Origin of the sequence: Pseudomonas sp. R37(2017), assembly GCF_002113375.1 — a bacterium.
Taxonomy (GTDB): domain Bacteria; phylum Pseudomonadota; class Gammaproteobacteria; order Pseudomonadales; family Pseudomonadaceae; genus Aquipseudomonas.
This window is the reverse complement of record NZ_NEHO01000010.1, coordinates 1-21,627: the sequence shown is the minus strand read 5'-3', so window position 1 is coordinate 21,627 and position 21,627 is coordinate 1. Positions and strand designations below refer to the sequence as shown.

General features: G+C 61.0%; 21 protein-coding genes and 1 pseudogene. 6 read left to right on the top strand and 16 right to left on the bottom strand.

The features are described from left to right. Positions 1 to 38: 38 nt before the first annotated feature. The 9 genes from CAG47_RS17095 to CAG47_RS17055 all read right to left on the bottom strand — a co-directional run bounded on the left by CAG47_RS17095 (position 39) and on the right by CAG47_RS17055 (position 9,464). On the bottom strand, positions 39 to 1,196 hold the full coding sequence (locus tag CAG47_RS17095) for a D-alanyl-D-alanine carboxypeptidase family protein (protein WP_085726034.1): 1,158 nt from the start codon (positions 1,194 to 1,196) through the stop codon (positions 39 to 41). Positions 1,197 to 1,380: 184 nt separating this feature from the next. Beyond that, positions 1,381 to 2,388, bottom strand: a complete 1,008-nt coding sequence (locus CAG47_RS17090; RefSeq protein ID WP_085726033.1) for a septal ring lytic transglycosylase RlpA family protein — start codon at positions 2,386 to 2,388, stop codon at positions 1,381 to 1,383. Beyond that, on the bottom strand, positions 2,388 to 3,398 hold the full coding sequence (gene mltB, locus CAG47_RS17085; protein ID WP_085726032.1) for a lytic murein transglycosylase B: 1,011 nt from the start codon (positions 3,396 to 3,398) through the stop codon (positions 2,388 to 2,390). The genes CAG47_RS17090 and mltB overlap by 1 nt, the downstream gene beginning before the upstream one ends. Positions 3,399 to 3,415: 17 nt before the next feature. Continuing rightward, positions 3,416 to 4,519 (bottom strand): rod shape-determining protein RodA, encoded by a 1,104-nt coding sequence (rodA, locus tag CAG47_RS17080; protein ID WP_085726031.1) that lies wholly within the window; start codon positions 4,517 to 4,519, stop codon positions 3,416 to 3,418. 31 nt (positions 4,520 to 4,550) lie between these two features. Beyond that, entirely contained in the window at positions 4,551 to 6,446 is a 1,896-nt protein-coding gene (gene mrdA, locus CAG47_RS17075; protein WP_085726030.1) for a penicillin-binding protein 2, read from the bottom strand. A 10-nt stretch (positions 6,447 to 6,456) separates the two neighbouring features. Further along, entirely contained in the window at positions 6,457 to 6,924 is a 468-nt protein-coding gene (gene rlmH, locus CAG47_RS17070) for a 23S rRNA (pseudouridine(1915)-N(3))-methyltransferase RlmH (protein WP_085726029.1), read from the bottom strand. A 9-nt stretch (positions 6,925 to 6,933) separates the two neighbouring features. After that, the gene (rsfS, locus tag CAG47_RS17065; protein WP_085726028.1) at positions 6,934 to 7,428 is read right to left on the bottom strand and encodes a ribosome silencing factor; all 495 of its coding nucleotides are present in this window, start codon (positions 7,426 to 7,428) and stop codon (positions 6,934 to 6,936) included. A 73-nt stretch (positions 7,429 to 7,501) separates the two neighbouring features. Next, the gene (nadD, locus tag CAG47_RS17060; RefSeq protein WP_085726027.1) at positions 7,502 to 8,191 is read right to left on the bottom strand and encodes a nicotinate-nucleotide adenylyltransferase; all 690 of its coding nucleotides are present in this window, start codon (positions 8,189 to 8,191) and stop codon (positions 7,502 to 7,504) included. 1 nt (position 8,192) lies between these two features. After that, complete coding sequence (locus CAG47_RS17055) at positions 8,193 to 9,464, bottom strand: glutamate-5-semialdehyde dehydrogenase (RefSeq protein WP_085726026.1); 1,272 nt, start codon at positions 9,462 to 9,464, stop codon at positions 8,193 to 8,195. Between the two features lie 189 nt (positions 9,465 to 9,653). Between CAG47_RS17055 and CAG47_RS17050 the strand changes: the two genes are divergently transcribed. After that, on the top strand, positions 9,654 to 10,352 hold the full coding sequence (locus CAG47_RS17050; protein WP_085726025.1) for a DNA-3-methyladenine glycosylase: 699 nt from the start codon (positions 9,654 to 9,656) through the stop codon (positions 10,350 to 10,352). Between the two features lie 111 nt (positions 10,353 to 10,463). Beyond that, a complete protein-coding gene (locus CAG47_RS17045; RefSeq protein WP_085726024.1) occupies positions 10,464 to 11,780 on the top strand; it encodes a bifunctional DedA family/phosphatase PAP2 family protein in 1,317 nt (438 codons plus the stop codon). An 11-nt stretch (positions 11,781 to 11,791) separates the two neighbouring features. Here CAG47_RS17045 and CAG47_RS17040 read toward each other — a convergent pair whose 3' ends face one another. The 3 genes from CAG47_RS17040 to CAG47_RS17030 are packed head-to-tail and all read right to left on the bottom strand — an operon-like array spanning position 11,792 to position 13,470. Beyond that, positions 11,792 to 12,382 (bottom strand): LON peptidase substrate-binding domain-containing protein, encoded by a 591-nt coding sequence (locus CAG47_RS17040; RefSeq protein WP_085726023.1) that lies wholly within the window; start codon positions 12,380 to 12,382, stop codon positions 11,792 to 11,794. Between the two features lie 12 nt (positions 12,383 to 12,394). After that, positions 12,395 to 13,111 (bottom strand): LrgB family protein, encoded by a 717-nt coding sequence (locus tag CAG47_RS17035; RefSeq protein WP_085726022.1) that lies wholly within the window; start codon positions 13,109 to 13,111, stop codon positions 12,395 to 12,397. Next, complete coding sequence (locus CAG47_RS17030) at positions 13,108 to 13,470, bottom strand: CidA/LrgA family protein (RefSeq protein ID WP_085726021.1); 363 nt, start codon at positions 13,468 to 13,470, stop codon at positions 13,108 to 13,110. The genes CAG47_RS17035 and CAG47_RS17030 overlap by 4 nt, the downstream gene beginning before the upstream one ends. A 192-nt stretch (positions 13,471 to 13,662) precedes the next feature. Here CAG47_RS17030 and CAG47_RS17025 point away from each other — a divergent pair, with 192 nt between their 5' ends. The 3 genes from CAG47_RS17025 to CAG47_RS17015 all read left to right on the top strand — a co-directional run bounded on the left by CAG47_RS17025 (position 13,663) and on the right by CAG47_RS17015 (position 16,620). Then, complete coding sequence (locus CAG47_RS17025) at positions 13,663 to 14,118, top strand: MaoC family dehydratase (RefSeq protein ID WP_085726020.1); 456 nt, start codon at positions 13,663 to 13,665, stop codon at positions 14,116 to 14,118. A 114-nt stretch (positions 14,119 to 14,232) separates the two neighbouring features. Beyond that, a complete protein-coding gene (locus CAG47_RS17020; protein WP_085726019.1) occupies positions 14,233 to 15,951 on the top strand; it encodes a C13 family peptidase in 1,719 nt (572 codons plus the stop codon). Between the two features lie 27 nt (positions 15,952 to 15,978). Continuing rightward, a complete protein-coding gene (locus CAG47_RS17015; RefSeq protein ID WP_085726018.1) occupies positions 15,979 to 16,620 on the top strand; it encodes an oxidoreductase in 642 nt (213 codons plus the stop codon). Positions 16,621 to 16,771: 151 nt separating this feature from the next. On the opposite strand, the gene CAG47_RS17010 is transcribed toward CAG47_RS17015, so the two are convergent. The 4 genes from CAG47_RS17010 to CAG47_RS16995 all read right to left on the bottom strand — a co-directional run bounded on the left by CAG47_RS17010 (position 16,772) and on the right by CAG47_RS16995 (position 21,130). Then, positions 16,772 to 17,056 carry a YceK/YidQ family lipoprotein gene (locus CAG47_RS17010; protein WP_085726017.1) on the bottom strand — a complete coding sequence of 95 codons (285 nt, stop codon included), beginning with the start codon at positions 17,054 to 17,056 and terminating at the stop codon, positions 16,772 to 16,774. Beyond that, a complete protein-coding gene (gene ubiX / locus CAG47_RS17005) occupies positions 17,049 to 17,681 on the bottom strand; it encodes a flavin prenyltransferase UbiX (RefSeq protein WP_085726016.1) in 633 nt (210 codons plus the stop codon). Before ubiX ends, CAG47_RS17010 begins: the two co-directional genes overlap by 8 nt. Then, positions 17,678 to 19,027 (bottom strand): UDP-N-acetylmuramate:L-alanyl-gamma-D-glutamyl-meso-diaminopimelate ligase, encoded by a 1,350-nt coding sequence (gene mpl, locus CAG47_RS17000; protein ID WP_085726015.1) that lies wholly within the window; start codon positions 19,025 to 19,027, stop codon positions 17,678 to 17,680. Before mpl ends, ubiX begins: the two co-directional genes overlap by 4 nt. 186 nt (positions 19,028 to 19,213) lie before the next feature. After that, on the bottom strand, positions 19,214 to 21,130 hold the full coding sequence (locus CAG47_RS16995; protein ID WP_085726014.1) for a sigma-54-dependent Fis family transcriptional regulator: 1,917 nt from the start codon (positions 21,128 to 21,130) through the stop codon (positions 19,214 to 19,216). A 299-nt stretch (positions 21,131 to 21,429) separates the two neighbouring features. On the opposite strand from CAG47_RS16995, the pseudogene CAG47_RS16990 reads away from it, so the two are divergent. Further along, positions 21,430 to 21,627 (top strand): annotated as a pseudogene (locus CAG47_RS16990) (aldehyde dehydrogenase); the annotation flags it as partial.

The following is a 21,627-nucleotide window of genomic DNA, read 5'->3' as shown; positions in this document are numbered from 1 at the left end:
GCCAGATCAGCGCGGAACCATGCAGGTGCTCACTAAATTCAGTTGAACAAGCCGTAGAAGAATAGACGGATGCTATCCCACATGCGGCGGAAGATACCACCTTCCTCAACGGCGTCCAGCGCGATCAGATCGGCGCTATGCACGACCTTGTCGTCCAGCTTCACTTCGACCTTGCCGATCACGTCGCCCTTGGCGATTGGCGCGATCAGTTGCGGGTTCATGGTCATGCTGGCAGCGAGTTTTTTCAGCTGGCCTTTTGGCAGGGTCATGGTCAGGTCTTCAGCCAGGCCGGCCTTGACCTGATTGGTGGAACCCTTCCAGACAGGCGCCTGGGCCAATTCGGTGCCCTTCTGATAGAAGGTCTGGGTTTCGAAGAAACGGAAACCGTAGGTCAGCAGCTTCTGGGTCTCGGCGGCGCGAGCCACTTCGCTGCTGGTACCGAATACCACGGCGATCAGGCGCATGCCATCACGTACAGCCGAAGACACCATGCAGTAGCCGGCTTCGTCGGTGTGACCGGTTTTCAGACCGTCGACGGTCTTGTCGCGCCACAGCAGCAGGTTGCGGTTCGGTTGCTTGATGCCGTTCCAGAAGAACTCCTTCTGCGAGTAGATCGCGTAGTGAGCCGGGTCTTCGTGGATGATCGCGCGAGCCAGCACAGCCATGTCGTGAGCCGACGAGTAGTGCTCAGGGTTCGGCAGGCCGGTCGGGTTCATGAAGTGGCTATTGGTCATGCCCAGGTCGCCAACGGTTTTGTTCATCATGTCGGCGAACGCGTCTTCGCTGCCGGCGATGTGCTCGGAGAGCGCGACGCTGGCGTCGTTACCCGACTGGATGATGATGCCGTGCAGCAGGTCGCTGACGGTGACCTGCGAGCCGACCTTGATGAACATCCGCGAACCGCCGGTACGCCAGGCATTTTCGCTGACGGTCACCGGATCGTTTTCGCCGATCTGGCCACGACGGATTTCCAGGGTCGCGATGTACGCGGTCATCAGCTTGGTCAGGCTGGCCGGAGGCAGACGCTGGTCACCGTTGTTCTCGACCAGCACGTTGCCGCTGCTGGCATCCATGAGCACATAGGCCTTGGCGGCCAGTTGCGGTGGCGACGGCATCATCTCGACCGCGAACGCGGCAGGTGAGAGGAGCAGCGGGACTAACAGGAACAGGCGTTTGGCAAAGGTGGTGATGTTCATCCGTCTCTCGAAATCGCTAATGGAAACTGCCCGAAGGCAAAACTAATCAGATGACTTTCTAACGAGTCATCGCGTGTTCAGTTGCTCACTCCAGTCACCCTTGCCGGGCTTTTGTTCTTCAACGAGTCAACAACCTGGTTCGCCCCCCAATATCGCAGACGAACCGTCAATCAAGTCCTACGTATTACTCAGTTACAACACTCGGCGAACCGAGATTGGCCAGGCGCACGCTGTTCTGCACCTGCTGGATTTCACCCGGCGATCCGATCGGGCCCAGGCGAACCCGATGCAGGGTCTGCTGATTGCGCACGATCGAACTGATGAACACCGGAGCGCTCACCATCCCGCTGAGCTTCGATCTCAGGAGTTCTGCAGCGTCCGGGTTGGCGAACGCGCCCACCTGCAGATACTGGCCAGAGGCTGGTACAGAAGCGTTTTTTTTTGCATCGAGCTGTACTGGCACCACCGCGGCGGCGTGTTGCTGCGGCGGCGGTGTCCATTGCTCGACTGTGCCGGCCGAAGCCGTGATCACCGGGGCGCTATTCTGCGCGACTTGCGGCTCGTTCAGCATCATAGGCGCCGGACGGCCCTTGGCCGCCCAGTAGGCCTGTGGATCAATGCCTTCGACCTTGACCCGCGCGGTGCCGATTTCGGCGTAGCCGAGTTTCTTGGCGGCGGCGTAGGACAAATCGATGATCCGGTCCGAGTAGAACGGCCCACGGTCGTTGACTCGCAGGATCACGCTCTTGTTGTTATCCAGGTTGGTCACCCGAACATAACTCGGCAGCGGCAATGTCTTGTGCGCGGCACTCATGCCGTACAGGTCATACACCTCGCCGTTGGCGGTGTTCTGGCCGTGGAACTTGGTGCCGTACCAGGACGCCGTGCCCGACGCTACGTAGGTCTTGGATTCCTGCAACGGAAAATAGGTTTTGCCCATCACCGAGTACGGGCTGGCCTTGTACGGACCGGTGTGCAAGGTCGGCGTGGCATCAGGGATGCGCGAAATGTCGACGTCCCACCATGGCGCGCCATCCTTGTGGGCACGGTTGATGTCCAACCCCGGTGTCGAACGTACGGCGGTAGTGGTCTTCTGCGTCGGTGCGCGGCTGGTCGAACAACTGGCGACCAGCACTGCCAGCGCGGCGAATGCCATCAGCTTCAGGGGTTTATCGATAGGCAATGCCCGCATTACTTGACGCCCCGTGCTTGGACCAGCTGTTCAGACAGTTGATGTACGGCCATTGCGTACATCACGCTGCGGTTATAACGCGTGATCGCATAAAAATTCTTCAGGCCCATCCAGTACTCGGGGCCATTGTCACCTTCCAGGCGGAAAGCGGTAACCGGCATATCATCGCGCAGCGCATCATGACCTGACCACCCCAGCGCTCGCAACTCCCCGACGGTTTTCGTCGGTTCGATTCCTGTGGTCACCCCCTCGTCGACCTGATCGCCACGGACATCGGCGCGGCTGACCACCGGCTCGCCGGCAACCCAGCCATGACGCTTGAAGTAACTGGCGACACTGCCAATGGCATCGTCCGGGTTGGTCCATATGTTGATATGGCCATCACCGTCGAAATCCACCGCATAGGCGCGGAAACTGCTCGGCATGAATTGCGGCAATCCCATTGCTCCGGCATAGGAGCCTTTGAGCGTCAACGGATCGACCTGTTCCTCGCGGGCCAGCAACAGAAACTCACGCAACTCCTTGCGGAAAAACTCGGCACGGGGAGGATAGTCGAAACCCAGGGTCGACAAGGCATCGATCACCCGGAAATTTCCGGTATTACGACCGAAAAAGGTTTCAACGCCGATGATCGAGACAATCACCTGGGCCGGAACGCCATATTCCTGCTCGGCACGAGCCAAAACAGCTTCGTGCTGCCGCCAGAAATCCACACCCCGGGCTATGCGCGCATCGGTGATGAACATCGGGCGATATTCGCTCCACGGCTTGACCCGTTCGGCGGGCTTCGAGATAGCGTCCAGAATCGACTGCTTGCGCTCGGCCTCGCGGAACACGCCCATCAACTGTTCACCGGCGAAACCGTAGTCGCGGGTCATTTCACCGACGAATTCAGCCACCTGGGGCGAGCCCTCGTAGTCGCCGGCCAACGCTTCCTGCATCGTGCCAAGGATGCTTACCAGGCCGACCCATGGCGCATACCGGGTCGCCCAGCCACGCATTGCCTGCATTGAAAATTTCACCTTATTCAAACCTGCGCGATCCACTTGCGATGGGTATGGATCGACATCAAAACCCCAAACGCTGACAGCAGCGTCACCAGCGAAGTTCCTCCGTAGCTAATGAACGGCAACGGCACCCCAACCACCGGCAACAGGCCACTGACCATACCGATGTTGACGAAAACATAAACAAAAAACGTCATGGTCAGGCTGCCCGCGAGCAACTTGCCGAACAATGTCTGCGCCTGGGCGGTGATCACCAGGCCGCGGCCAATCAATAGCAGGTAAATCAGCAACAATGCGCAGATCCCCACCAGGCCGAACTCTTCACCCATCACGGCAATGATGAAGTCGGTATGGCTTTCCGGCAGGAAGTCCAGGTGCGACTGGGTGCCCAGCAACCAACCCTTGCCGAACACGCCACCGGAGCCGATGGCCGCCTTGGACTGGATGATGTTCCAGCCCGTACCGAGCGGATCGCTTTCCGGGTCGAGGAACGTCAGGATTCGCTGCTTCTGGTAGTCGTGCATGATGAAGAACCACATGGCAATCGCCACGGGCACGGCGGCGGCCAGCACACTGAGAATCCAGCGCCAGCGCAAGCCCCCCATGAACAGCACGAAAGCACCACCGGCCAGGATCAGCAGCGAAGTGCCGAGATCCGGTTGCCGCACGATCAGAATGAACGGCACGCCGATCAGCATCAGGCTCACGCCCACGTGCTTGAGCTGGGGTGGCAAGGTGCGCTTGGACAAGTACCAGGCAATCGTCGCCGGCATCAGGATCTTCATGAATTCCGAGGGCTGGAAGCGCACCACGCCGGGAATGTTGATCCAGCGGGTGGCCCCCATGGCGTTGTGACCCATGATGTCCACCACCAGCAACAGCATCACCCCGACCACGTAGCCCAGCGGTACCCAGCGCGCCATGAAACGCGGCTCGAACTGGGCGATGACGATCATCGACACCAGGCCGATGCCGAACGACGTGGCCTGCTTGGCCAGCAGGTCCCAGCTCTTGCCACTGGCCGAATACAAAACGAACAGGCTGCCGGCGGCGAGGGTCAGTAGCAGGATCAGCAGCGGCCCGTCGATGTGCAGGCGTTGCAGCAGCGTCGCACGGCGACGCATCACATCCTCACTGGAGAGCATGCGATCGAAGTTATTCATCACGGGCGGTGGCCTCTGCGCTGATAGGGCTGGCGTATTCGGGCTTCAACCGACCGTCCTGGTCCAGGAGCCAGGCGTCCATGACTTGACGCACCACTGGCGCGGCGACACCGGAACCGGACTCGCCGTTCTCGACCATCACCGACACCACGATTTTCGGGTCGTCTGCCGGCGCGAAGCCAACGAACAAGGCGTGGTCACGGTGACGCTCCTGGACCTTGGAACGGTCGTACTTTTCACCCTGCTTGATCGCGACCACCTGGGCGGTACCCGACTTGCCGGCGATGCGGTATTGCGCGCCGATCGAAGCCTTGCGCGCCGTACCCCGGGCGCCATGCATAACCTGCTGCATGCCGTGATTGACCCTGGTCCAGTCCGACGGATCACGCAGGACAATGTCCGGCATCGGGTTCGGGTCCACCGGTTTCACGCCTTCGATGGTCTTGGCCAGGTGCGGACGGTTCCAGATGCCTTTGTTGGCCACCAGCGCGGTGGCCTGCGCCAGCTGCAACGGCGTCGACTGCATATAGCCCTGGCCAATCCCCAGAATCAGCGTTTCACCCGGGAACCAGGCCTGACGGCGGGTCGCACGCTTCCATTCGCGGGTCGGCATCAATCCCGGTGACTCTTCGAACATGTCCAGAGAGACCTTCTGACCGATACCGAACTTGCTCAGGTAGGACGACAGCCTATCGATGCCCAGCTTGTGGGCCAGGTCATAGAAGTAGGTGTCGTTGGAGCGCATGATCGCGGTATCGAGATCGACGAAGCCGTCGCCGGTGCGGTTCCAGTTGCGGTACTTGTGATCGTAGTTGGGCAGCATGTAGTAGCCGGGATCGAACACCCGCGACGACGCAGTCACCACGCCCGCGTCCAGGCCGGCAATCGCTACCGCCGGCTTGATGGTCGAGCCTGGTGGATACAGACCGCGCAGCACGCGATTGAACAGCGGCCGGTCGATGGAATCGCGCAACTCGGAATAGGCCTTGAAACTGATGCCAGTGACGAACAGGTTCGGGTCGAAACTCGGCTGGCTGACCATCGCCAGCACTTCGCCGGTTTTCGGGTCCAGCGCTACCACCGCGCCGCGACGACCACCGAGCGCTGCTTCGGCGGCTTCCTGCAACTTGATGTCCAGGCTCAGGACGATGTCCTTGCCGGGAATCGGATCGGTGCGCTTGAGCACACGCAATACGCGGCCACGGGCATTGGTCTCGACCTCCTCGTATCCCACCTGGCCGTGCAACTCAGGCTCGTAGAAACGCTCGATGCCGGTTTTGCCAATTTGATGGGTGCCGCTGTAACTCACTGGATCCAGGGTCTTCAGCTCTTTCTCGTTGATCCGCCCCATGTAGCCCACCGAATGCGCAAAATGCGCACCCTGCGGATAGTGACGGACCAGTTGCGCGACCACTTCCACGCCCGGCAGGCGGAACTGGTTGACCGCAATCCGCGCGATCTGCTCTTCGGTCAACTCGAACAGGATCGGCACCGGCTCGAACGGCCGACGCCCCTGGCGCATGCGCTTCTCGAAAATCCCCCGATCCTCGGGGGTCAGCTCCAGCACCTGGACGATCACATCGAGCACCTGCTGCCAATCGCCAGAACGCTCTCGGGTCATGCTCAGGCTGAAGCTGGGCCGGTTGTCGGCAATGACGACACCGTTACGGTCGAAAATCAGCCCACGGGGCGGCGGAATCGGCTGCACGTGGACGCGGTTGTTCTCCGACAGGGTCGAGTGGTAGTCGTACTGGATCACCTGCAGGAAGTACAGGCGTGCGATCAGCACGCCGATCAGCGCCACTACTGCAATAGCCCCGAACACGACGCGGCCACGCACCAGACGGGCGTCTTTTTCGTGGTCCTTGATGCGGATCGGCTGGGACATGAGGGCAGAATTACTTGTGGTAAGGGTGACCGGACAACACGGTCCAGGCACGGTACAACTGTTCGCCGATCAGAATCCGCACCAACGGGTGCGGCAAGGTCAGCGGCGACAACGACCAGCGCTGGTCAGCCCGGGCACAGACTTCCGGCGCCAGCCCTTCGGGGCCACCGACCATGAAGTTGACCGTGCGCGAATCCAGCCGCCAGCGATCGAGCTCGACCGCCAGTTGCTCGGTACTCCAGGGCTTGCCGTGGACTTCGAGCGTGACAATCCGCTCGTTCGACCCGACTTTCGCCAGCATGGCTTCGCCTTCCTGACGGATGAAACGAGCCACGTCGGCGTTCTTGCCACGGGTATTGAGCGGTATTTCCACCAGTTCCAGCGCCAGTTCGGACGGAAGACGCTTGGCATATTCATGCCAGCCTTCTTCCACCCATTTGGGCATGCGAGAACCGACGGCGATCAGTCGCAGTCGCACAGCGGTCCCTTATTCCTGGTCTTTGTTGAGCTTGTTGAAGTGCTCGTGACCAACTTCAGGGCTGTGGTGCTTGCCATCGGCCGCACGGCTCTGCTCGGCACCTTTCCACAGACGCTCTAGGTCGTAGAACTGACGGGCACTGGCGGTCATCATGTGGACGATCACGTCGTCCATGTCCAGCAACACCCAGTCGCTGTCGCCCTTGCCTTCCTCACCCAGCGGCTTGATGCCCAGGGCCTTGACCGCTTCGCGAACCTTGTCCAGCATCGCGCCGATCTGGCGGTTGGAGGTACCGGTGGCGATGATCATGTAGTCCGTGATGCTCTGCTTGTCGCGAACATCGATTACCAGTACGTCCTGGGCCTTGACGTCTTCCAGGGCGGCTACGGCGATCTTGACCAGCTCATCACCTTTGGGTGGCTCGACGGCGAGTACCTTTTCCGGCAGTGGGGCACTCTTGAATGTGCCTTTGCGTTTAACTTTGCTTTCGTTGTTGCTCGTCATATAAAACTCGTTTTGCTCGTTTGTTCGGGCGCTTCAATACACGTTGTTGCCACGTGCCTTGAAGCACTCCTGTTCAGTTCGACGCACGGTAGAGTCCGTGCGCATCGATGTAGGCCAGGACCGCGTCGGGCACCAGGAAACGTACCGACTTACCGCTGGCCAGCAGTTGACGGATCTGGGTGGCGGATACCGCGAGCGGCGTCTGCCAGACGAATGCAATCTGTCCGCTCGGCCCTTTGAGGGCCAGCGGGTCGCTCACCGAGCGCGCTGCCAGCAGGTTGCGCAAGGCATCCGGCGGTTCGCTGTCGGCATCCGGGCGTTGCAACACCAGGATATGGCAATGCTGGAGCAACTCCTCCCAGCGGTGCCAAGTGGGCAGGCCGCAAAAAGCGTCCCAGCCCAAAAGCAGAAAAACCTGGTCGGATACGGCAAGTTCGGCGCGCATCAGTTCCAGGGTATCAATGGTGTAGGACGGTTTGTCCCGCTGCAATTCGCGGGCGTCCACCACCAACGGCGCCACGCCGGCCACCGCGCACTCGACCATCGCCAGACGGTCCTTCGCCGACACCTGCGGCGTGTCCCGATGGGGCGGCCTGGCACTGGGTGTCAGACGCAGCTCATCGAGCGCCAGTGTTTCGGCAACTTCCAGCGCACCACGCAAATGGCCGATGTGCACCGGGTCGAACGTTCCCCCCAGCACGCCAATGCGGCGAGGGGTTGGCTCGCCGACGGTGCCCGGGGCAGACAGGTCGATGTCGCCCAAGTCAGGCCGGCTCCTGTCCGCGCAACTGCCCGTCACCGACCACGATGTACTTCTCGCAGGTCAGTCCTTCGAGACCCACCGGGCCGCGGGCGTGCAGCTTATCAGTAGAAATGCCGATCTCGGCACCCAATCCGTATTCGAAGCCATCGGCGAAGCATGTCGGGGTATTGATCATCACCGACGAGGAGTCGACTTCAGCCACGAAACGCCGGGTGTCGCCCTGGTGTTCGCTGACAATCGAATCGGTGTGGTGAGAACCGTAACGGTTGATGTGCTCGATGGCCTGCTCCAGCCCGTCGACTACTCGGATCGACAGAATCGCTGCCAGATACTCGGTACTCCAGTCTTCTTCGGTGGCCGGCACGGCATCGATGATCGCCCGAGTACGCTCGCAGCCGCGCAGTTCGACGCCTTTTTCGCGGAACTGTGCCGCCATCGCCGGCAGGAAATCCCTGGCAACGGCGTGATCCACCAGCAGCGTTTCCATGGCACCGCAGATGCCATAACGGTAGGTCTTGGCGTTGAACGCGATGCGCTGTGCCTTGGCCAGATCGGCGTGTTCACTCACGTAAACGTGGCAGATGCCGTCCAGATGCTTGATCACCGGTACGCGGGCATCGCGGCTGACCCGTTCGATCAGGCCACGGCCGCCACGGGGCACGATGACATCGACGTATTCCGGCATGGTGATCAATGCGCCAACGGCTGCACGGTCAGTGGTTTCGACCACCTGCACGACGGCGGCCGGCAGATCGGCTTCGGCAAGGCCGCGCTGGATACAGGCAGCAATGGCACGATTGGAATGGATAGCCTCGGAACCGCCACGCAGGATGGTCGCGTTACCTGACTTCAGGCACAGGCTGGCGGCATCGATGGTCACGTTCGGCCGCGACTCGTAGATGATCCCGATCACGCCCAGCGGCACGCGCATCTTGCCGACCTGAATACCGGACGGGCGGAAACTCATGTCGCGGATCGCACCGACCGGGTCCGGCAAGGCCGCGACCTGACGCAAGCCGACAATCATGCCGTCGATCCGCGCCGGAGTCAGTGCCAGGCGCTCGAGCAGAGCCGGTTCCAGACCATTGGCGCGACCGGCGGCCAAATCCAGCTCATTGGCGGCCGTCAACTCGGCGCGTGCAGCGTCCAGCGCATCGGCGGCAGCCTGCAGTGCACGGTTTTTCTGCGCGGTGCTGGCACGGCCGATGACGCGAGAAGCTTCACGGGCAGCGCGACCCAGGCGGGTCATGTAGTTAAGAACGGACTCAGTCATGGTCTGGAGTGGTCTTTGATAAGGTCTTGGTAAAGAGTAAAGCGGCAGATTATAGCTGTCGCGTCCCGGGACTAACAGCGGTGACGGGCGGATGGTCGAAATGGAGGGGTATTTGTCGACGTTCAGCCGGGATTAAGCTGCAAATTGTTATCATCACGACTCATTCAGCCCTGATAAACGCCGATCATCATGTCCAACCTGACTGCTCGAGCATCCGCCGTGAGGCTGCCCACGGGCCTTCCGGACAGTTTTTTCGACCGCGACGCGCAAGTTCTGGCCCGGGATCTACTGGGCAAAGTCATCCGTCATCGTGTTGGCGAGCTGTGGCTAAGCGCCCGGATCATCGAAACCGAGGCCTATTACTGCGAAGAAAAAGGCAGCCACGCATCCCTCGGCTACACGGAAAAGCGTAAGGCTTTGTTTCTGGATGGTGGCCACATTTATATGTATTACGCCCGGGGCGGTGACTCCCTGAACTTCAGCGCTCAAGGTCCGGGCAACGCCGTGCTGATCAAATCCGCCTACCCGTGGGTCGACGAACGGAGTGGCCCGGCCAGTCTGGCACAGATGCTGTTGAACAACCCCGACGCGCAAGGCCGCCCTCGCCCCTCGCAAAAGCTGTGCGCGGGGCAAACACTGCTCTGCAAGTCGCTGGGGCTGAAGGTGCCCGTCTGGGACGCCAAACGCTTCGATCATGAAGTACTGCTGGTGGAAGACGTCGGACAGACACCCACGCATATCATCCAGACTACCCGCCTGGGCATCCCCCACGGGCGCGACGAGCACCTGATGTACCGCTTCGTCGATGCGGCTTACGCGCCGTACTGCACGCGCAACCCGCTGCGGCGGGGGCAAGTCGAAGGTCGCGATTATTTTGTGCTGTTCTGAAAGTGACTCAGACTTGATGCAAACCGAAATCCCCTGTGGGAGCGGGCCGTGGCGTACTCAAGGTTGTACTTATCCCCTGGAAGCAATTGAACATTTGATGGAGTGGTTTTTATGGGCCAATGGCTCGATAGCCTGACCGGCTGGTTGACGGTCAACCCGCAATGGCTGGCCGCGGCGGTGTTCATTGTGGCCTTCGTGGAATGCCTGGCGATAGCCGGGCTGATCGTGCCCGGCACCGTGCTGCTGTTCGCCGTAGCGGTACTGGCCGGCAGCGGAGCGCTCTCGCTGAGCGAAACACTGCTGCTGGGCTTCCTGGCCGGCGTGCTTGGCGATGTGGTCTCTTACTTCCTTGGACGGCATTTTCATCAGAATATCCGGCGCCTGCCGGGCTTGCGCCATCACCCGGAATGGATCGCCGGGGCCGAGACTTACTTCCAGCGCTATGGCATCGCCAGCCTGCTGGTCGGGCGCTTTATCGGACCGCTGCGGCCAATGCTGCCCATGGTCGCCGGCATGTGCGACATGCCCTTCCCACGCTTCTTCGCAGTCAGTCTGCTGGCCGGCGCGGGCTGGTCGGTGGCTTATCTGCTGCCTGGCTGGGCTACCGGTGCGGCGATTCGCCTGCCGCTGCCTGAAGGCTTCTGGACTCAGGCCGGGATCGTTGCCGGCAGCATTGCGGTCATGGTGGGAATGAGCGCCACCAGCAGCTTGCGCCAGCATCGCAGGGCTACAGCGCTGATTGCCGGGATGAGTTTTCTCATTCTGGCAGGGCTGTTCATCGGCTATCCGCACCTGAGCGCCCTCGATCAGGGGCTCATGACGCTGGTGCAAGAGCACCGCAGCCCGATGCTCGATGAGGTGGCAGTGGTCTTCACGTTGATTGGCGAATTCCGCAACATGCTGCTGTTCAGCACATTGCTGGTCATTCTGCTGCTGATCACGCGCAGATGGCGCCAGGCAATCTTCGCCACTGGCACACTGCTCGTCACTGCACTGGCCAATACAGCAAGCAAAAACTTCTTCTCCCGTGTACGCCCGGAAGTATTGAGTGACCCGCTCACCAGCTACAGCATGCCCAGCGGCCACGCCTCAGGCGCGTTCGCGCTGTTTCTGACCCTCGCCGTACTGGCCGGTCGCGGGCAACCGCCGCGCATGCGCCTGACCTGGTTGCTGGTGGCCAGCTTGCCAGCGATGGCGATAGCCCTTTCCCGGGTATACCTCGGGGCACACTGGCCGACCGATGTCATGGCCGGTGCGATGCTGGCGGCATGTGTCTGTGCGGCCAGCCTGTGGCTGATCCAGCGCAAGGAGCCGCTGAACGCCTTGCCGCCCAAGGTCTGGTGGCTGGTGCTGCCGGCGCTGGCGGCATTGTTCGGCTACTTCGTGTTGCGACATTTACCGCATACGATGTTGCGGTATGCGTATTAGTAGAACGCTCGTCAGGCAAACAATTCGCCCTGCAACTCATCCAGCAGCGCCTGAATCGCATCCAGTCGCTGCTGCGGATCGTCAAGTTGCAGCAGGTCGATCTTGTCCAGCTCGGCAAACGGCAGCAGGTACGCCAACTGATTGGCCAGTGACTGTTGCCCGGTCGCTTCAGTACCCATGTTCAACGCTTCGACCATCGGGTGCTCCGCCAGGGCCTTGAGCAATGCCACCAGGTCGGCGTCCTCATCCTGCAGTGGTTGTTCCGGCTCGTCTTCCAGCCACTCGACTTCGGCGATGGTCAACTGATCGCGCTGCACCTCGGTACGCAAAACGTGAAAGCGCCGCCCGCCCTGAACCCGAATCCCCAGCAGGCCGTTGTCCTGTTGCTTGAAATCGGTGATCAGCGCTTCACAGCCCACCAGCGCGTAGCCGGCCGGAGCGATCCCGACCTCTTCCCCATCAAGGATGCAGACCACGCCGAAACCACCGCCCTGCTTCATGCAGCGGCCGATCATGTCCAGATAGCGCGCTTCGAAGATCTGCAGGTCGAGGATGCAGCCTGGGAACAGCACTGTGTTCAACGGAAAAAGCGGCAGACTCATATAGAAATTTCCTTACACCACCATCGACACCGCCAGCGGCAGGAAAACTGCCGTGGCCACACCCATCAGGCTCATTGCCAGCGCCGCGAAGGCGCCGCATTCTTCACTTTCCTGCAACGCCACCGACGTGCCGACCGCGTGGGCCGTCATACCCAGTGCCATGCCCCTGGCTTCCGGGCTATGCACGCCGAGACGGGTCAAAAGGGCCGGACCAAAAATCGCTCCGATCACGCCGGTGATCAAGACGAACACCGCTGCCAGCGCCGCGACCCCGCCGATCTGCTCGGCCACCAGCATGGCGATCGGCGAAGTGACCGACTTCGGCGCCATGGTCATCAGGATCATGTGCTCGGCACCGAACGACCAGCCCAGCAGCACGCCCATCCCTGTGGCCACCACCCCACCTATCACCAGCGTAGTAAATATCGGCCAGAACAACTGCCGAATCCGTCGCAGGTTGAGATAGAGCGGCACCGCCAGGGCGACAGTAGCCGGCCCGAGCAGAATGCTGAGAATCTCGGTGCTCTTGCGATACTCGGCGTAGGTCAGGCCGCAGCCCACCAGCACGCCGATCACCAGCATCATGGAGACCAGCACCGGCTGCAAAAAGATCCATCGGGTTTTCTCGAATGCCGCAAGCACGAGTTGATAGGCGCCGAGAGTAATGCCAATGCCGAACAACGGATGGTGAATCACCGACGTCCAGGCGCCGTGCCAGTCGAAGATCATGGGTTGTCCTCGTTGTGAGCGTGACGCTTGACCATGCGCTGCATCAGCACCCCGGCGAAGGCCATCGAAAGCAACAGCGACAATACCAGCGCACCGACAATCGCCCAGAAGTCCGCCGCGATGTCAGCGGCATAGACCATCACGCCCACGGCTGGCGGCACCAGCAACAGTGGCAGGTAACGCAACAGGCTGCTGGCCGCCAGGTTCAGCGGCTCGCCGACCTGTCCGCGACAGATGAGGTACACCAGCAACAGCAGCAACCCCACAATCGGCCCCGGCAGCACCGGCAAGAACAAATGATTGATCGCAGTGCCGAGCAATTGGAACAACACCAGCCACGTCAGGCCCCGTAACAACATCGTTGATCTCCCGCAAAATCCATCATCCGCTTCGGCCGGGCATTATAAGCATGCTCGCGCTATGGACCGGCATTCGCCAAAAGCATGGTCAGTTGACCTGAGCGTTTGGCCATGTTGATCTAAAGTGGTAAGCAGGGAGGTCGAATCCCCCCGACTCAAAACTATAAAACCGATGAACCAAGGAGAGTCTCAATGCCCCATGTTCCAGTTGCAGAGCTCAAAGATTATGTCGGCAAGGAACTCGGACGTTCCGAATGGCTCACTATCGATCAGGACCGCATCAACCTGTTCGCCGAAGCCACAGGGGATTTTCAGTTCATCCACGTCGACCCGGTCAAGGCCGCGCAAACGCCATTTGGCTGCACTATCGCTCACGGTTTCCTGTCGTTGTCGCTGATCCCGAAATTGATGGAGGACATCCTCGTCATGCCTGAAGGCTTGAAGATGGTGGTCAACTACGGCCTCGACAGCGTGCGTTTCATTCAACCGGTCAAGGTCGATTCGAAAGTTCGACTCAAGGTCGACCTTACCGAAGTCATCGAGAAAAAGCCCGGCCAATGGCTGCTCAAGGCCACCACCACCCTGGAAATCGAAGGTTCGGACAAACCGGCGTATATCGCCGAGCCCCTGTCCCTGTGCTTCGTGTAACCCTTCCCGGATGCGAAGCAGCTCCTGCTGTTTCGCGCCATCCTGCGGTACCTCGCCCTATATAAGGACACATAGCTACGGCATACTCCCTCGCCTAATTGCCCGGAATCCGCTATGCGCCCACTTGCACTCCTAGCCTTGACCCTGATGCTCACCGCTTGCGGCGAGGGCGAATCGCCTTTGCCCCCCGATGCACGCCTGCCGGATGGCGGACGTTATCGCGGTGACCTGGTCAATGGCTTGCTGCAAGGCAAGGGGCGTATCGACTACCCGAATGGCAGCTGGTACGCCGGCGATTTCGACAAAGGCCAGTGGCAGGGCCAGGGCGAGTGGCATGGCAGCAATGGCGAAGTCTATCGCGGGCAGTTCAATCAGGGTCTGTTCGACGGCCAGGGGGCGCTGACCACCAATGCCAGCAGCTACATCGGCGGTTTCAAGGCTGGCCGGCGCAACGGCGAAGGCACTCTCAAAGAAAACGGCATGAGCTATCGCGGCGAGTTCAAGGCCGATCAGTACGCCGGCCTGGGCCGCCTCGAGCTCGAAGACGGCAGCTCCTATCAGGGTCAGTTCGCCCATGGCAAACCCAACGGCGAAGGCCAGCGCGGCGACGGCAACGGCAATCAGTTCACTGGACATTTCGTCGACGGCCAGTTGGAGGGCAACGGCACGTTCAACAGCGCCGAAGGCGACATCTATGTCGGCAGCTTCAAGAACAACCAACTGAACGGCAAGGGTCGCTACGAAAACGCCGATGGCGATGTCTGGCTGGGTCAGTTCAAGGAAGGTTCGCTGAACGGCAAGGGCGAGCTGATCGGCACCGACGGCAGCCACTACATCGGCCAGTTCAACGACTGGCGCTTCTCCGGGCCGGGCCGACTTAACCTGGCCGACGGCAGTTTTTACACCGGCCAGTTCGACAACGACAGTTACCAGGGGCGCGGCACGCTGGTGTTGACCGACGGCACCGTACTCAGCGGCACCTGGATCAACGGCCAGCGCGTGCGCGATGCCGAGGGCAAATTGTTGCCAGACACACTGGAGCTCGGCTTACTGGCACAGGGGCGCCTGCTCGATGCAGCGCTGAGCGACATTCCGCCCTCGACCCCGGCGGTGGAACTGTATTCGTTGACCCTGGGCGGTGATGGCAAGCAAAGCGTGTTTCTTCGCGAGTCCGACTACGTCGCCAACATGCTCTCCACCCGTTTCGGCGCCTTTGGCCAGATCCGCCTGGTGAACCATCGCGACCACCTCGCCGACCGCCCGATGGCTACCCGGGAAAACCTGCGCCGCGCCGTCCTGACGCTGGCCGAACGCAGTGGACCGGAAGACTTGATCTTCATTTACCTGACCAGCCATGGCACCAGCGAACACGAACTGGTGCTGGACCAGCCGCGCATGGAACTGGCTGATCTGCCAGCCGATGAATTGGCCTCGGTTCTCGCCCCGCTGAAGAACCGCGACAAGGTCATCGTGATCTCGTCTTGCTACTCAGGCGGTTTCATCCCCGCCCTCAAGGACGAACGAACCCTGATCATGACGGCCTCGCGGGCCGATCGGGTGTCTTTCGGCTGCTCGGAGGAAGCCAACTTCACCTACTTCGGCGACGCCCTGTTCGTCCAGGCCCTGAACCAGACCGACGATCTGGAGCAAGCCTTCAAGCTGGCCAAGGCCACCGTCGCCGAGCGTGAACTGGCGGACGGTTTCGAAGCGTCCGAACCTCAGATCTGGGCACCGAAAACCGTCCTTTCGCATTGGCAACTACTGCGCAAGCAACAGGCACGAAAAGCACTGCAAAGTGCATCCATGCAAAGCAAGGATGCAAACAGCAACTAAGCTGAACAGTATCAAGGGAGAAACACTATGTACTTGACGCCTCAGCATGTGCTGCTCGCCGGAGCCACCGGTTTGACGGGTGAACATCTGCTTGATCGCCTGCTTAACGAGCCAACCATTACCCGGGTTCTGGCCCCTTCACGCCGGCCACTGGCCGAGCATCCGCACCTGGAAAATCCGGTTGGCGACCCGACGGCGTTCCTGCCGCAACTGAACGGACGAGTCGATATCGCCTATTGCTGCCTTGGCACCACGATCAAGCAGGCGGGCTCCGAACAGGCATTTCGCGCGGTGGACCTGGACATGGTGGTGGCATTCGCCAAACGTGCCCGGGAAATGGGCGCACGGCATCTGATCGTGATCAGTGCCCTGGGGGCCGATCGCAGATCCTCGATTTTCTACAACCGGGTCAAAGGCGAGATGGAGTACGCATTGCGCGCGCAGGACTGGCCGCAACTGACCATCTGCCGGCCGTCACTGTTGCTGGGCGAACGCAGCGAACCGCGACTGGGCGAGAAAGTCGCCGGGCCGTTGTCTCGGCTGATTCCCGGCAAATACCATGGCATCGAGGCCTGCCAACTGGCCCGCGCGATGTGGCGCCTGGCGCTGGAAGAGCAGGATGGGGTCAGGATTGTCGAGTCGGATGAGCTGAGGAAGTTGGGCAAGTGATCCACGGACCTGTGGCGAGGGGGCTTGCCCCCGTTGGGCTGCGTAGCAGTCGTAAATATGGGACTCGCGATGTATCAGAAAAATGGAGATGACCGGTTTTGGGGCTGCTCCGCAGCCCAACGGGGGCAAGCCCCCTCGCCACAACGCTTTCTTACAACCCACCCGTCGCCTGAAAACTCACCCCAATCACCGTAAATAACGACAACGGCAACAACAGCGTGTCGAGCAACGCACTCGCCGGCAGATCGACGCCCGGGTAGCTCGGCGCTTCGGCGCCGAAACGGTCCTTGGCACAGCACCCGCCGTTCATCGCATACAAATCCAGGCGAGTCCCCGAATACACCACCGGCGCACCCGGCTTGGCCGCATCGAGCGTGCGCACCGTCGCGCACCCGGCCAATTGCAGCGCCAGCGCAACCAGCAACAGCTTATTCATCGCTGGTCAGATGATGCTCGCCCCAACGCGGGAGCATGTCCTGAGGAATATTCAGCAGGTTGAGAATCCGCGCGACGACAAAATCGATCAGGTCGTCGATGGTTTGCGGCTGATGATAAAAGCCCGGTGATGCCGGCAGGATTGTCACACCCATGTTCGACAGCTTGAGCATGTGCTCCAGGTGAATGCTCGAATAGGGCGCCTCTCGAGGCACAAGAATCAGCTGCCGACGCTCTTTGAGCGTCACATCGGCGGCTCGCTCGATCAGGTTGTTGCAGGCACCGGTAGCGATGGCCGACAACGTGCCAGTGGAGCACGGCACCACCACCATCGCCGCTGGCGCGCCGGAACCCGAAGCCACCGGCGACATCCAGTCTTCCTTGCCGTACACCCGAATCTGCCCGGCGGCAGCGCCCGTGTATTCGGTGAGGAACGCCTGCATCATCTGCGGCTTGGACGGCAGCGTGACGTCGGTTTCGGTAGCCATCACCAACTGCGCAGCCTTGGAAATCAGGAAGTGCACTTCACGATCATCCCGCACCAGGCAGTCGAGCAGGCGCAGACCATATTGGGCGCCGGAAGCGCCGGTCATCGCCAGGGTGATGCGGTCCGGGCCGTGGTTCATTTGAGCGCCTCGGCCAGTTTGCCGTGCAGGCCGCCGAAGCCGCCATTGCTCATGATCACCACGTGAGAACCGGGTTGGGCCTGGCTTTTCACGCGCTCGATGATGCCCTCGAGGGAGTCGCTGACAATCGACGGCACAGTGCACAGCGCCGCAGTGCCCGCCAGGTCCCAACCGAGATTGGCGGGTGCATACCAGATCACTTGATCGGCATCGACCACGCTTTCCGGCAAACCGTCGCGGTGCGCGCCGAGCTTCATGGAGTTGGAGCGCGGCTCGATGATTGCGATCAGCGGCGCATCGCCAATGCGTTTGCGCAAGCCATCCAGCGTGGTGGCAATAGCGGTCGGGTGGTGAGCGAAGTCGTCATAGATGGTGATGCCACGGACTTCCGCGACTTTCTCCATCCGGCGCTTGACGCTTTTGAAGGCGCTCAACGCGGCGATGCCCATGGACGGCACCACACCGACGTGGCGTGCGGCGGCCAGGGTCGCCAGGGCGTTGGCGACGTTGTGCTGACCCGTCATGTCCCACTCGACCACGCCCTGGGCGATGTCTTCGAACATCACTTCGAACTTCGAGCCATCCTCACTGAGCAGTCTGACCTGCCACTGACCGCCGGCACCGGTGGTTTGCACGGGAGTCCAGCAACCCATTTCGATGACGCGCTGCAAGGCCGGCTCAGTGGTTGGATGGATCACCAGGCCTTCGCTCGGGATGGTCCGCACCAGATGGTGGAACTGTCGCTCGATGGCCGGCAAGTCCGGGAAAATGTCCGCGTGATCGAATTCAAGGTTGTTCAGGATTGCCGTGCGCGGGCGGTAGTGTACGAACTTGGAGCGCTTGTCGAAGAACGCACTGTCGTACTCGTCGGCTTCGATGACGAAGAACGGCGTATCGCCCAGGCGCGCCGACACCGAGAAATTTTGCGGCACGCCGCCGATCAGGAAGCCCGGAGCCATGCCCGCGTGCTCCAGAACCCAGGCCAGCATGCTGCTGGTGGTGGTCTTGCCGTGCGTACCGGCAACGGCCAGCACCCAGCGACCTTGCAGCACGTGATCCGCCAGCCATTGCGGGCCGGAGACGTAAGGCAGGCCTTTGTTCAGCACGTACTCCACCGCCGGATTGCCCCGGGACATGGCGTTGCCGATCACTACCAGATCGGGGGCCGGGTCGAGTTGCGCAGGGTCATAGCCTTGTGTCAGCTCGATGCCCTGGGCTTGCAGTTGAGTGCTCATCGGCGGATAGACGTTGGCATCGGAGCCCGTCACGTGATGGCCCAGTTCTTTGGCCAGAACTGCCATTGACCCCATGAAAGTGCCACAGATACCAAGAATATGAATGTGCATAGTCGACCTCGTAAAACCTGGTCGCAGGTTAGCCTAGGGAGGGGAAAATCGCACCTTGTGTTTCAGACTTCAGGACGCCTTCGCGAGCAAGCCCGCTCCCACATTGGTTCTATAGTGAACACAAATTTGTGAACACCTCCGAGCAAATGTGGGAGCGGGCTTGCTCGCGAATGGCCGCGACACGGTTTACCGGGCGATATTGTGCTTGCGTAGCTTGCGATAAAGGGTATTTCGACTGACCCCCAACTGCTCCGCAGTATGCGTCATATGCCAGCGCGTCTGCTCCAGCGCACTGAGCAACGCCAGCCGCTCGGCATCCTCCAGCGGATGCTCCGATGGCTCTTCGACAGCCTGCGCCACCGCCGGCCTGGCCGAACGAATCATCGCCGGCAAGTCCTCAAGACCAATACGCCCGCTCTCACACAGTGCTGCCAGCGTTCGCAGCACATTTCGCAACTGGCGTACGTTGCCCGGCCAGGCGAATCCCAGCAAAGCCTCGCGTGCCGGCCCGTCGATCAACACCTTTTCCGCGCCCGCTTCTTCGGCCAGTAAAAAGTCGAGCAACTGCGATTTGTCACTGCGATCGCGCAAAGCCGGCAATGCGACTTCCAACCCGTTGAGGCGGTAATACAAATCCTCGCGGAAGCTGCCGTCCTGCACACGATCCAGCAAATTACGGTGGGTAGCGCTGATGATCCGCACGTTAACCGCTTCCGGCTCGCCACCGATCGGCACCACCTGCCGGTCCTCCAGCACCCTCAGCAATCGCGTCTGCAGGGCCAGAGGCATGTCACCGATTTCATCGAGGAACAACGTCCCGCCGTCGGCCTGTTGCAACTTGCCACGCATGCCTTCCTTGCGTGCGCCGGTGAAGCTGCCACCGCGATAACCGAACAACTCGCTTTCGATCAGGCTTTCGGGAATGGCTGCGCAATTGAGGGCGACGAAGGCTTTTTCCGCCCGCTGGCTGGCGTGGTGCACCGCTTTGGCGAAGGCCTCCTTGCCGGACCCGGTTTCTCCATTGATCAGCAGTGGCACGTCGCGCTCGTAGACGCGCAAAGCCTTGCGGAAGTCTGCCTGCAACGTCGCATCCCCCAGGCAAATGCCCGACAGGCGCGGTGCGTGCAAGACCTGGGGAGCAGGCACCATCGGAGTCGGCAGCGGCCGCCGCGCCTCACCGCGCAATACCGCGAACAACTTGCGACCATCACGGGTACGCAATGGCCAACTGGCCGCAGCATTGATGCTCGCCCGCCCCAGCAACTCATCGAGCGAACAATCGAAAAACGCTTCCACCAGCTTGCCCAACAAGCCGCCGCGGATGTGCCCCAGCAGGTTCAACGCACTCTGGTTGACCGCGCAAATGCGCCCTTCTCCGTCGAACGCCAGCAACCCTTCGCTGAACAAGCCTACGGACTCGGCCTGCAAGTGAAAACGCAGCAACCATTGGTTGTCGAAGCAGCGCAGGAAGTAGCAACTCTCGATCATCTTCGCCGACAGATTGACCAGCGCCATGGTGTGGAACTGGCTTTGCCGCGACACATCGCGCCGCGCCGACGACACATCGAGCACTGCCAGCAATTCGCCGTGGGGGTCGAAGACCGGGCTCGCCGAGCAGGTCAGGCCGGTGTGGCGGCCACGAAAGTGTTCGTCCTGATGGATGGTCAGCGACTGACGTTCCACCAGGCAGGTGCCGATGCCATTGGTGCCTTCGCAGGCCTCGCTCCAGTCGGCACCGAGCCATAGGCCGGCGCGCTCGAAAATCTGCCGCTCAGCGGGCGCGGTGACGCAATTGAGGATCACGCCGCGAGCATCGGTCAGCAATACCGCGTGGCCGGCACCGGAGAGTTGCTGGTGCAGGCTGGTCATTTCATTGCCGGCGATGTGCAGTACTTGCTGCAAACGTTCGCGGCTTTCGAGGACCCGGCCATGCTCCAGCACCGTCGGCGCGATGCTCAGGGCCGGATCGAGGTGATAATCCTCAAGGCAACGCAGCCAGGATCGGGCGATGGATGGATCACTGCCGGGTCCATGCAGATGGGCCTTGCCCTGAGTGACGGTCAGGACCTGCTGCGCATGGCGACTCAAATGGTTGTCGTGCATTTCTTATTATTCTCCCCGGGGCTCGGCGTCCCGTGCATGAGGTGATGCCGAGCATCCTCCAGCCGGGCCGGCATTGCAATGCCTGCAAGACTAGCCAGTCACAGGCTGTGCCAGAAGCGGTACAAAGTGTCACGCCAGCTGTACCGAAAGCGTCACAGGTGCACTCCATCCGTCCGACAGAAAATACGCAAGGCCTTGATTTTCCTGAGCTGTAACGCACTGGCCCGCCCCTTGCTCTACGCTTATAACAAGCGCACATGCGCGACTCCCTATAAGCACAAAAGCAAGGAGAGACCACCATGCGTTACGCTCACCCCGGTACTGAAGGCGCTATCGTTTCGTTCAAAGCCAAGTACGGTAACTACATCGGCGGCGAGTTCGTCGCGCCGGTCAAGGGCCAGTACTTCACCAATACCTCGCCAGTGAATGGCCAACCGATTGCCGAATTCCCCCGCTCCACGGCCGAAGACATCGACAAGGCCCTGGATGCCGCCCAC